We start from the raw sequence: 11,218 nt of genomic DNA, 5'->3' as shown, positions 1-11,218 counted from the left end.
TCGCGTTGCAGGCTGCGGCGGGAACTGAACTACCCTGGTGCGCTATGTGCGGAATCGTCGGGTACGTCGGCCACCGGGACGCTCTTGGTGTCGTCCTTGAGGCGCTGCGTCGGCTCGAGTACCGGGGCTACGACTCCGCTGGGGTCGCGCTGGTCGATGGCAGCGGTGGACTTCTGGTGCAGCGGCGAGCTGGCCGGCTGGCCAACCTGGAGTCGGCGATCGCGGAATCCGGTGAATCCTTCGCCGCGACGACGGGGATGGGCCACACCCGCTGGGCCACCCATGGTGCGCCGACTGACCGCAACGCCCACCCGCACCGTGACGCTTCCGGCAAGGTGGCGGTGGTTCACAACGGAATCATTGAGAACTTCACGGTGCTGCGCGCCGAGTTGGAGGCCGCCGGCGTCGAGTTCGCCAGCGATACCGATTCCGAAGTGGCCGTGCACCTGGTGGCGCATCAGTACGAATCCGGCGACACCGCCGGCGACTTTGTGGCTTCGGTGCAGGCAGTGGTGCGACGACTGGAGGGGCACTTCACTCTCGTCTTCTCCCACGCGGACGATCCGGGCACGATTGTGGCGGCCCGCCGGTCAACTCCGCTGGTTGTCGGCATCGGCGACGGCGAGATGTTTCTCGGGTCCGATGTCGCCGCGTTCATCGAGTACACCAGGGATGCTGTCGAATTGGGGCAGGATCAGGTTGTTGTCATCACGGCGGACGGCTACCGCATCACCGACTTCGCAGGCAATGACGATACCCACAATGCCCGGGTATTCAAGATCGATTGGGATCTGTCGGCCGCGGAAAAGGGCGGTTACGAGTACTTCATGCTCAAGGAGATCGCCGAACAGCCGGCGGCGGTATCCGACACCCTGTTGGGGCACTTCGACCACGGTCGGATAGTGCTCGACGAGCAACGGCTCTCCGATCAAGAGCTACGCGATATCGACAAGGTGTTTGTGGTGGCCTGCGGTACGGCATTCCACTCGGGGCTGCTGGCCAAGTACGCCATCGAGCACTGGACGCGGCTGCCCGTGGAAATCGAGCTCGCGAGCGAATTCCGTTACCGTGATCCGGTTTTGGATCGCAGCACGCTTGTCGTCGCCATCTCGCAGTCGGGTGAGACTGCGGACACCTTGGAGGCGGTGCGACACGCCAAGGAGCAGAAGGCCAAGGTGCTGGCCGTCTGCAATACCAACGGTTCGCAGATTCCCCGTGAGTGCGATGCGGTGCTGTACACGCGTGCCGGGCCGGAGATCGGTGTGGCCGCGACAAAGACGTTCCTCGCTCAGGTCACCGCCAATTACATTGTGGGCCTTGCCTTGGCGCAGGCTCGCGGGACCAAGTACCCGGACGAGGTGGCTCGTGAGTACCACGAGCTGGAGGCCATGCCGGAGCTGATCCAGCGCGTCATCGATGCGATGGATCCGGTCGCTGAGCTTGCTCGGCAGTACGCGCAGTCCTCCAGCATCCTGTTCTTGGGGCGCCATGTCGGGTACCCAGTAGCGCTTGAAGGTGCGCTCAAGCTCAAGGAACTGGCGTACATGCATGCCGAGGGCTTCGCGGCCGGTGAGCTCAAGCACGGGCCGATCGCGCTGATCGAAGAGGGATTGCCGGTCATCGTGGTGATGCCATCGCCCAAGGGCATGGGGCTGCTGCATTCGAAGCTGCTCAGCAACATTCGTGAGATTCAGGCCCGCGGGGCGCGTACGATCGTCATCGCCGAAGAGGGTGACGAGACAATTCGGCCGTATGCGGACCATCTCATCGAGATTCCGGCTGTGTCGACGTTGTACCAACCGCTGCTGTCCACGATTCCGATGCAGGTCTTTGCCGCGGCGGTGGCGCAGGCCCGTGGGTATGACGTGGATAAGCCGCGAAACCTGGCCAAATCGGTAACCGTCGAATAGCGTTTCGCTGTGGCGAGCGTCGCGGTCCCTGAACATCGCGTCGGAAAACGTTGGGCTGCTGAGAAACTGGGCCATTTTATCGACGCGGAGGCATTCGGCAGGTTTGTGGGGGCATATCTGCGCGGAATGGAAGAACTGCCCGCGGTGATCTCCAGCGTGGACGTTGACACGCGGCTCGGGATCGTGCGGGCGTACAGATTTGGCTCAGCGTCTGGTACCCCATTGGTCCTGCTTCCCGGCCGGAACGCATCCACTCCCATGTGGCGCGCCAACCTGGCCTCACTGATCCCGCGGCGTACCGTCTATACCCTGGACCTGCTTGGGGAGGCCGGGATGAGCGTGCAGCACAAGGCGATCGGCGGTGCCGCGGATCAGGCCGATTGGCTTGAGGACGCACTCGACGGACTCGAGCTCGATCGGGTGCATATGCTCGGCTTGTCGATCGGTGGTTGGAATGCCGTGAATCACGCCGTCCGCTACCCGAATCGACTCGCTTCGCTGACCCTGCTTGATCCGGCGATGACGTTCGCGCCGGTCACGTGGAAGATGATCGTGGTATCGCTCGGCTCAATCATTCCGGGCATGCCGCAGTGGATCCGGAATCGCTTGTTGAGCTGGATATCGGGTGGCGTGCCGGTCGATGAATCCATACCCGAGGCTGCGCTGATCTCCTCCGGTATGCGGGATTTCGCGATGTATCTACCGACGCCCCGTCCGTTCGATGATGAGCAGCTGCGGGGGTTACAGGTGCCGGTACTCGCGGTGATCGCGGGGCGCAGCATCGTCCATCGCCCCGAGCGGGCCGCTGCGCGGGCGCGAAAGCTACTGCCGCACGCCCGGGTCGAGATGTGGAGCGATGCATCGCACGCACTCAACGGCGAATTCCCGGAGCGGATTTCCGATCTCACCCACCAGTTCCTCGATGACATAGACGAGGGAGCGAGGGGAGTTCGCAGTTCATGAGGTACTACTACAGCGCCGACCAGATCCGGGAGGCCGAGGCGCCGCTGCTGGCTTCCTTGCCCGAGGGCGCGTTGATGCGGCGCGCGGCATACGGACTGGCCACCGTCGTCGTGGGTGAGTTGTCGCGGCGATCAGGTGTCGTGGCCGGGCGGAGCGTCTGTGCGATCGTGGGTTCCGGAGACAACGGGGGAGACGCCTTGTGGGCGTTGACATTCTTGCGTCGGCGTGGGGTGTCCGTCAATGCCGTGCTGCTGAATCCAGATCGGGCCCACCGCGCCGGTCTGACGGCGTTCCGTAAGGCCGGCGGTCGGGTGGTGTCCGCGGTGCCCAACGACACCGACCTCGTCGTCGACGGCGTCGTGGGAATCTCGGGCACCGGTCCGCTGCGGCCGGGGGCCGCCGAGATCGCCGAACAGATCACTGCCCAGGGTCTTCCGGTGATTGCGGTGGACATCCCCAGCGGCGTCGACGTACACACCGGGGCGGTTGATGGCCCGGCCTTTCGAGCCGACGTCACGGTGACGTTCGGCGCCTACAAACCCGTTCATGTTCTTGGTGATTGCGGCGACGTCAGGTTGATCGACATCGGGCTGGATTTGCCCGTATCGGAGATCCGGGAACTCGATGCCGATGATGTGGCGGTCGCATGGCCCGTTCCCGGACCGGCCGACGACAAGTACACGCAGGGCGTCACGGGTGTGCTGGCGGGATCGAGCACCTACCCCGGGGCGGCGATCCTGTGCACCGGCGCCGCCGTCGCTGCGACGTCCGGGATGGTCCGGTACGCCGGAACGGCTGCCGCCGAGGTGGTTTCGCATTGGCCGGAAGCGATTGCCACACAGACCGAGGAGGCCGCAGGTCGGGTGCAGGCCTGGGTGATCGGTCCCGGATACGGGACGGGCGAGCGTGGGGCGCGGACCCTGCGGCGGGTGCTCTCGAGCGAGCTACCCGTGCTCGTTGATGCGGACGCCCTGACGATCCTCGCAGAGCACGCGGACCTGGCCGATCTCGTCGCCGCACGCAAAGCAGCGACGATACTGACCCCACACGCCGGTGAATTTGCACGACTGGCAGGCACGCCGCCCGGCCTCGACCGGATAGGTGCCGCGCGGTCGCTGGCCGCGCGACTCAACTCCACGGTGCTGCTCAAGGGCAACGTCACCGTCATCGCCCAGCCCGATGGGACGGCGTATGTGAACCGGGCGCACGGATCGTGGGCCGCGACAGCAGGTTCGGGCGATGTGCTGGCGGGTGTGATCGGTGCGCTGCTGGCCGCTGGGATTCCCGCGGACAAGGCCGCTGCGATGGGCGCGTATGTGCATGCCCGCGCGGCCTCTGCCGCCGCGGCAGATCCGGGTCCGAGTGACGCCCCGATTTCGGCTTCCCGCCTTCTTGGCCATCTGCGGTGGGCGGTCGCCGAAATAAGGTGAGAATTGGGGTATGTCGAACCCCAGCGATCAGTTCCATCTTTCGGCGCACGCCGGAAAGGTACATGCCTCGTCGTTCAGTCCGGCCTACACCGGCAGGTTGTCGAGGGCGCCCATTCCGGCCTTGCGCCTCCCCGACGAGCCGATGGACCCGCAGGCCGCCTATCGGTTCATTCACGACGAGCTGATGCTCGATGGCAGTTCGCGGTTGAACCTGGCCACCTTCGTGACCACCTGGATGGACCCCGAGGCCGAGAAGCTGATGGCCGAGACGTTCGACAAGAACATGATCGACAAGGACGAGTATCCGGCGACCGCCGCGATCGAGTCGCGATGTGTTGCGATGGTGGCAGATCTGTTCCACGCCGACGATCTGTCCGCTGAGGACCCGTCATCGGCGGTCGGGGTGTCGACCATCGGATCGAGTGAGGCGGTGATGCTCGCCGGGCTGGCTCTCAAATGGCGCTGGCGCGCCAAGGTGGGTGACGGCTGGAAGCGGCGCACGCCGAACCTGGTGATGGGTTCCAACGTGCAGGTGGTGTGGGAGAAGTTCTGCCGGTACTTCGATGTCGAGCCGCGATACCTGCCGATGGCAGAGGGCCGGTATGTCATCACCCCCGAGCAGGTTCTCGACGCGGTGGATGAGGACACCATCGGGGTCGTCGGCATCCTGGGCACCACGTTCACCGGTGAGCTGGAGCCGATCGCCGAGATCTGCGCGGCGCTGGACAAATTGGCGACCACACCCGGCAAGCCCGATGTCCCGGTGCACGTTGATGCGGCCAGTGGAGGTTTTGTGGTGCCGTTCCTGCACCCGAACGTGCGCTGGGACTTCCGGCTGCCCCGGGTGGTGTCCATCAATGTCAGCGGGCACAAGTACGGCCTGACCTACCCCGGGATCGGCTTCGTGGTGTGGCGCAGCAAGGAGCATCTGCCCGAAGACCTGGTGTTCCGGGTCAACTACCTGGGCGGTGACATGCCGACGTTCACCTTGAACTTCTCCCGGGCGGGTAACCAGGTGGTGGGGCAGTACTACAACTTCCTGAGGTTGGGCCGGGGTGGATACACACAGGTGATGCGCTGTCTGTCGGAGACCGCCCGCTGGTTAGGCGACGAACTACGCATGAGCGAGCACTTCGAGGTGATCACGGACGGTTCGCAGATCCCGGTGGTGTCGTTCCGGCTGAAGGGTAAACGTCCGTACACCGAGTTCGACATCTCGCATTCGCTGCGGGCCTTCGGCTGGCAGGTGCCGGCGTACACCATGCCCGCTGACGTCACCGATATCGCGGTGCTGAGGGTGGTGGTGCGCGAGGGCTTCTCGGCGGACCTGGCCCGGGCGCTGCGCGACGACCTCGTCACCGTGCTGAAGGGTCTTGACGAGCTGAAACCGAAGGGTCACTTCGACGCGGTGCAGCCGTTCGCTCACTAGCGGGTGGTGGGACAATATGGGCGGTGACGACAATTCCGAAGACCACAGCGCCTGCAGCCGGTCTCCCGCCGAACACGGGGGAGACCACGGCGCAGGCCGTCGTCGACCTCGGCGCTATCGCACACAATGTCCGGCTGCTTCGTGAGCACGCGGGCTCGGCTCGGCTCATGGTGGTCGTCAAGGCCGACGGTTACGGGCACGGGGCCGTACAGGTCGCACGCGCCGCGGTCGCCTCTGGAGCCGACGAGCTGGGTGTCGCCACCATCAGCGAGGCACTGCAGGTTCGGGCCGGGGGTATCGATGCGCCACTGCTCGCCTGGTTGCACGCGCCTGGCGCCGACTACGCCGCCGCGCTCACGGCTGACATCGAGATCGCGGTGTCCTCGCTCGACCAGCTGAGTGAGCTGATCGAGGCGGCGCAGTCCACGGGACGCCAGGCGATAACGACCGTCAAGGTGGACACCGGGCTCAATCGCAATGGGGTACCCGCCGAGTACACCCGTGACCTCTTCGAGGCGTTGGCGAAGGCGCAGTCCGAGCAGTCAATTCGGGTGCGCGGCATCATGTCTCATTTTGCATATGCCGATCAGCCCGGTAATCCCACCATCGACATGCAGATCCGCCGGTTCGACGAGGCGCTTGAGCTGGCCCGCAGCCTTGGTGTGCGTTACGAGCTGGCGCACCTGTCGAATTCGGCGGCCACATTGACCCGGCCCGATGTCCGATATGACATGGTGCGCCCCGGTATTGCGGTGTACGGCATCAACCCGATGCCAGGCGAGGTGGATACCGACCTGATCCCGGCGATGTCTGTGACCTGTGCGGTGTCCTCGGTGAAGCCGGTGCGGGCCGGCGAAGGCGTGTCGTACGGCCACGTGTGGACGGCTCCGCATGACACCAACGCGGCACTTGTCGGGATCGGGTACGCGGACGGTGTGACCCGCGGGTTGGGTAACCGTTTTGAGGTGGCGATCGGTGGGCGTCGTTACCCGAATGTGGGGCGCGTCTGCATGGACCAGTTCGTGGTCGACGTAGGTGACAACGAGGCCGGGGTGAAGCCCGGCGATGTCGCGACGCTGTTCGGGCCGGGTGCTGCGGGAGAGCCCACCGCGCAGGATTGGGCGGAACTGCTCGACACCATCGCCTACGAAGTGGTCACCGGCCCGCGGGGCAGGATCGTGCGGACGTATCGGGATTCCGGGACCGTTGAGCAATAAGTCGAACGCCTGGCTGGCAGGCGTCACGGGGCTTGGCGCCGTGGTCGCGGTGGCCGGTGTCGGCACTGCGCGCTCGATCGGCAGACGTAAGTTCGATGACCCCTATCGCAGCGAGAACTTCGACCTTCTGGAGACCGATCGCGGCAGCATCGTGATGACCGATGACGGTGTGCCGCTGGCGGTCCGCGAGGTGGGCCCGGCGAACGCGCCGCTGACCGTCGTGTTCGTGCACGGCTTCTGTCTGCAGATGGCGTCGTTTCATTTCCAGCGTCGCGAACTTGCGAGCCGCTGGGGCGATAAGGTCCGCATGGTCTTCTATGACCAACGCGGACACGGGCGTTCGGGCCTTCCTGCCCCGGAGTCCTGCACCATCAGCCAGCTCGGCGACGATCTCGAATCCGTGTTACGTCTGCTGGTGCCCCGGGGTAACGCGGTCTTGGTGGGGCACTCGATGGGCGGTATGACCATTCTTGCGCACGCCGGACGCCACCCCGAGCAATATGGCCGCAAGATTGTCGGCGTTGGCTTGATCGCCAGTGCGGCCGAAGGTCTTTCGCAGACCGCGATCGGCGAAGGTCTGCGCAATCCGGCGCTGCGCGTCCTGCGGACGGCCGTGCATTACGCGCCTCGTCCCGCCCACCACGGTCGCGGCGCCGTCAAATCACTCGTCGGCCCGGTGCTGCAGGCCGCGTCGTACGGAGGCCGGCGGGTAAGCCCCACACTGGTGAAGTTCAGTGAACGGATGATCCATCAGACTCCGGTCACCACCATCGTGGATTTCCTGCGGGCTCTGGAGCAGCACGACGAGACCGCGGCGCTGCCGACTATTGCGCCGTTGCCCAGTTTGGTGGTGTGCGGGGACACTGACATGCTCACTCCGCAGACTGAATCGGAGTCCATGGCAGCGCAATTGGGACCAAACGGGCATAACGAGTTGATCCTGGTAAGCGAGTCTGGGCATCTGGTGCAGCTGGAGCATCCGGGAATCGTCAACGACGGTATTGACCGGCTTGTCATGCGTTCAACGCCGACACTCTTTTCCGCTATCAAGCAGCGTCTGCGTGATAGGACCGGGCTGTGATCGATGAGTCGGGGACCGTCGCGCTGCCGACGCTGCAGGACACGCTTGATTTCGGGGTGCGGATCGGACGTGATCTCGTCGCGGGCGATGTGATCGTGTTGAGCGGGCCTCTCGGCGCCGGCAAGACCGCGTTGACCAAGGGGATCGCTCAGGGTCTGGATGTCGAAGGTCCCATCACCTCACCGTCGTATGTGCTGGCTAGGGTCCATGAGGCACGGCGGGTGGGTGCTCCGGCGTTGGTGCACGTGGATGTCTACCGGCTGCTGCAACACCAAAGTACCGACCTGATCGGAGAGCTCGACTCGTTGGACCTGGATACCGATTTGGACGATTCGGTGGTGGTCGTCGAATGGGGCGAGGGACTCGCCGAGCGGCTGTCGGAACACCATCTGGACATCCGGCTGGAACGTGCGATCGACTCCGATGAGCGCACCGCGACCTGGCATTGGAGCCGTGAGCTATGAGCGTGATACTCGCCGTGGACACGGCTACCCCCGCCATCACGGCGGGGCTTGTCAGACGCTCACCGGATGGGTCGGTGCAGACCCTGTCCGAGCGAATCACCATGGGCGCCAGGGGGCATGCGGAGGCCCTCACGCCGAACATCGGGGCAGCGTGCGCCGACGCGGGCGTCCCGGTCAGTGATCTCGGTGCCATCGTGGTGGGCTGCGGCCCGGGCCCGTTCACGGGACTGCGCGTGGGTATGGCGACCGCATCGGCGATGGGCCTGGCACTGGACATCCCGGTGTATTCGGTCTGCACTCTCGATGCCATCGGCTATGGCACCGTCGGCAGCGTCCTCGTCGTCACCGACGCGCGCCGACGCGAGGTGTACTGGGCCGGATACCGGGACGGAACGCGTATCAGCGGCCCCGCGGTCAACGCCCCCGCAGACGTGCCATGGCAGAGCTACGCCCAGGTGGCCGGATCGCCAGACCACACAACGCTTTTCGACCTCCCGGTACTCGACCGTCGGTACCCGTCGCCGTCCCGGCTGGTGCTCGCGGCCGATTGGGGCCAACCGCCGGGGGCATTGACCCCGCTGTACCTGCGTCGCCCCGATGCCCAAGAACCCCGTCGATGACGATCGAGCTCGGGCCACTTCGTCGGCGCGATATCCGCCGCTGCGCCGAGCTTGAGGCGATCCTGTTCGTGGGCGACGACCCGTGGCCGGAGTCAGCCTTTCGTGCCGAGCTTGAGTCCTCGCACCTTCACTATCTAGCGGCCAGGGACGGACGCACCCTCGTGGGGTACGGCGGCATCTCCCGGTTAGGGCATCACGAACCGGAGTACGAGATTCACACCATCGGTGTCGATCCCGCGTACCAGAAACGGGGTATCGGGCAGCGGCTGCTGGACGGGTTGCTCGCGCATGCCGACCAAGACCCGGGGCCGATTTTCCTGGAGGTGCGCACCGACAATGAGGCGGCGATTGCTCTCTACCGCGGTACCGGATTCGAGACCGTCGGCGTGCGCAAGCGGTACTACCCGGGTAGCGGAGCCGACGCCTTCACCATGAAACGCCCTGGTCGCTTAGGCTGAACCCGTCATGACAGTCATCCTCGCCATCGAAAGCTCCTGCGACGAAACCGGAGTGGGTATCGCCGAGCTGACCCCCGACGGATCTGTGGTGCTGTTGGCCGATGAGGTGGCGTCCAGCGTCGACGAGCATGCACGTTTCGGCGGGGTGGTTCCCGAGATCGCGTCGCGCGCCCATCTGGAGGCTCTCGGCGTCACTGCACGGCGTGCACTGGACATCGCCGGTGTGCAGAAGCCCGACGTGATCGCTGCGACGATTGGGCCGGGGCTGGCCGGTGCGCTCCTCGTCGGGGTCTCGGCCGCCAAGGGACTGGCGCTGGCCTGGGGGGTGCCGTTTTACGGCGTGAACCATCTGGGCGGGCATATTGCCGCCGACGTCTACGAGAACGGGCCGTTACCCGAATGCGTGGCGCTCCTGGTCTCGGGCGGGCATACCAGTCTCTTGCACGTACGGTCGCTGGCCGAGCCCATCGAGGAACTGGGTGCCACGGTCGACGATGCGGCCGGTGAGGCCTACGACAAGGTGGCCCGGCTGCTCGGGCTGGGATACCCGGGCGGCAAGGTGCTTGACGATCTTGCGCGAGAAGGTGATTCGTCGGCGGTTCAGTTTCCGCGTGGTATGACGGGGCCGCGCGACGACAGGCACAGCTTCAGCTTCTCCGGGCTCAAGACGGCAGTCGCACGCTACGTGGAAAAACACCGCGAAGACTCCGATTTCGTCCCTGCAGACGTGGCCGCCGGCTTTCAGGAGTCGGTGGCCGATGTGCTGACCATGAAGGCGGTGCGGGCGGCGACGGATCTAGGGGTGTCGACACTGCTGATTGCAGGCGGGGTGGCCGCCAACTCGCGGGTGCGTGAACTCGCCGAGCAGCGGTGCGCCGACGTCGGTGTGACGCTCCGGGTACCGCCGCTGCGGTTGTGTACCGACAATGGCGCCATGATCGCCTCCTTCGCGGCGCATCTGGTGGCTGCGGGCGCGGAACCGTCCTCGCTGCAGGCCGCCGCGGACCCCGGACTTCCCGTCGTGAAAGGGCAGGTGCGATGAGCGTCTCGCGCGGCGCGCAGCAGGGGGAGTTGAGCATCGGCGATCGACTCGCCATCACCCATCTGCTCATCGGTCCGGGGACTCTGGGCGGTAAGGAACAGCCCAGCCTTGAGCACTAGCACTCTCATGTATAGAGTGCTAGATGGCGATCGGTTGACGTCGTGTCGGCACCCGCGACGACGACTCGGCATTCATCCGGCTGCCGAAACATCTATTGACAATCCAGGCTCGTGGGCATCAGGCCCACCGAGCCACCCTGAGAGCGAAAGGGATCATTGTGGCCGTGAACATCAAGCCACTCGAGGACAAGATCCTCGTGCAGGCCAATGAGGCCGAGACCACGACCGCTTCCGGTCTGGTCATCCCGGACACCGCCAAGGAGAAGCCGCAAGAAGGCACCGTCGTCGCAGTTGGCCCCGGCCGCTGGGATGAGGATGGCGAGAAGCGGATCCCCCTGGACGTGTCCGAGGGCGACGTCGTCATTTACAGCAAGTACGGCGGCACCGAGATCAAGTACAACGGCGAGGAGTACCTGATCCTGTCGGCTCGCGACGTACTGGCTGTCGTTAGCAAGTAGCACTGTGTGACCGCCCCGGAAACCACC

12 protein-coding genes are annotated in these 11,218 nt (G+C 65.2%); all 12 read left to right on the top strand.

Annotated features, from left to right (window positions below):
- The first annotated feature begins 44 nt into the window (after positions 1 to 44).
- Positions 45 to 1,910, top strand: a complete 1,866-nt coding sequence (gene glmS / locus AB0H22_RS02530; protein ID WP_358144531.1) for a glutamine--fructose-6-phosphate transaminase (isomerizing) — start codon at positions 45 to 47, stop codon at positions 1,908 to 1,910.
- A gap of 9 nt (positions 1,911 to 1,919) precedes the next feature.
- The gene (locus AB0H22_RS02525; protein ID WP_358144529.1) at positions 1,920 to 2,873 is read left to right on the top strand and encodes an alpha/beta fold hydrolase; all 954 of its coding nucleotides are present in this window, start codon (positions 1,920 to 1,922) and stop codon (positions 2,871 to 2,873) included.
- Positions 2,870 to 4,303 carry an NAD(P)H-hydrate dehydratase gene (locus AB0H22_RS02520; RefSeq protein ID WP_358144527.1) on the top strand — a complete coding sequence of 478 codons (1,434 nt, stop codon included), beginning with the start codon at positions 2,870 to 2,872 and terminating at the stop codon, positions 4,301 to 4,303. Before AB0H22_RS02525 ends, AB0H22_RS02520 begins: the two co-directional genes overlap by 4 nt.
- A 10-nt stretch (positions 4,304 to 4,313) precedes the next feature.
- Positions 4,314 to 5,732 carry a glutamate decarboxylase gene (locus AB0H22_RS02515; RefSeq protein ID WP_358144525.1) on the top strand — a complete coding sequence of 473 codons (1,419 nt, stop codon included), beginning with the start codon at positions 4,314 to 4,316 and terminating at the stop codon, positions 5,730 to 5,732.
- Between the two features lie 32 nt (positions 5,733 to 5,764).
- Complete coding sequence (alr, locus tag AB0H22_RS02510) at positions 5,765 to 6,949, top strand: alanine racemase (protein ID WP_180749701.1); 1,185 nt, start codon at positions 5,765 to 5,767, stop codon at positions 6,947 to 6,949.
- Entirely contained in the window at positions 6,939 to 8,030 is a 1,092-nt protein-coding gene (locus AB0H22_RS02505; RefSeq protein WP_180748609.1) for an alpha/beta hydrolase, read from the top strand. Before alr ends, AB0H22_RS02505 begins: the two co-directional genes overlap by 11 nt.
- Entirely contained in the window at positions 8,027 to 8,494 is a 468-nt protein-coding gene (gene tsaE, locus AB0H22_RS02500) for a tRNA (adenosine(37)-N6)-threonylcarbamoyltransferase complex ATPase subunit type 1 TsaE (protein WP_358144523.1), read from the top strand. The genes AB0H22_RS02505 and tsaE overlap by 4 nt, the downstream gene beginning before the upstream one ends.
- A complete protein-coding gene (gene tsaB, locus AB0H22_RS02495; RefSeq protein WP_358144521.1) occupies positions 8,491 to 9,114 on the top strand; it encodes a tRNA (adenosine(37)-N6)-threonylcarbamoyltransferase complex dimerization subunit type 1 TsaB in 624 nt (207 codons plus the stop codon). The genes tsaE and tsaB overlap by 4 nt, the downstream gene beginning before the upstream one ends.
- Positions 9,111 to 9,572, top strand: coding sequence for a ribosomal protein S18-alanine N-acetyltransferase (gene rimI / locus AB0H22_RS02490; RefSeq protein WP_180748606.1), 462 nt, complete (start codon positions 9,111 to 9,113; stop codon positions 9,570 to 9,572). The genes tsaB and rimI overlap by 4 nt, the downstream gene beginning before the upstream one ends.
- A gap of 7 nt (positions 9,573 to 9,579) precedes the next feature.
- Positions 9,580 to 10,614, top strand: a complete 1,035-nt coding sequence (gene tsaD, locus AB0H22_RS02485; RefSeq protein WP_180748605.1) for a tRNA (adenosine(37)-N6)-threonylcarbamoyltransferase complex transferase subunit TsaD — start codon at positions 9,580 to 9,582, stop codon at positions 10,612 to 10,614.
- Complete coding sequence (locus AB0H22_RS02480) at positions 10,611 to 10,733, top strand: hypothetical protein (RefSeq protein WP_358144518.1); 123 nt, start codon at positions 10,611 to 10,613, stop codon at positions 10,731 to 10,733. The genes tsaD and AB0H22_RS02480 overlap by 4 nt, the downstream gene beginning before the upstream one ends.
- Before the next feature lie 155 nt (positions 10,734 to 10,888).
- Positions 10,889 to 11,191, top strand: a complete 303-nt coding sequence (groES, locus tag AB0H22_RS02475; protein ID WP_032668542.1) for a co-chaperone GroES — start codon at positions 10,889 to 10,891, stop codon at positions 11,189 to 11,191.
- Positions 11,192 to 11,218: the final 27 nt, after the last annotated feature.

Origin of the sequence: Mycobacterium sp. NPDC050853 (assembly GCF_040653875.1) — a bacterium.
Taxonomy (GTDB): Bacteria; Actinomycetota; Actinomycetes; order Mycobacteriales; family Mycobacteriaceae; genus Mycobacterium.
Note: the sequence above shows the minus strand (reverse complement) of the source record. Positions and strands in the feature narration are given on the sequence as shown.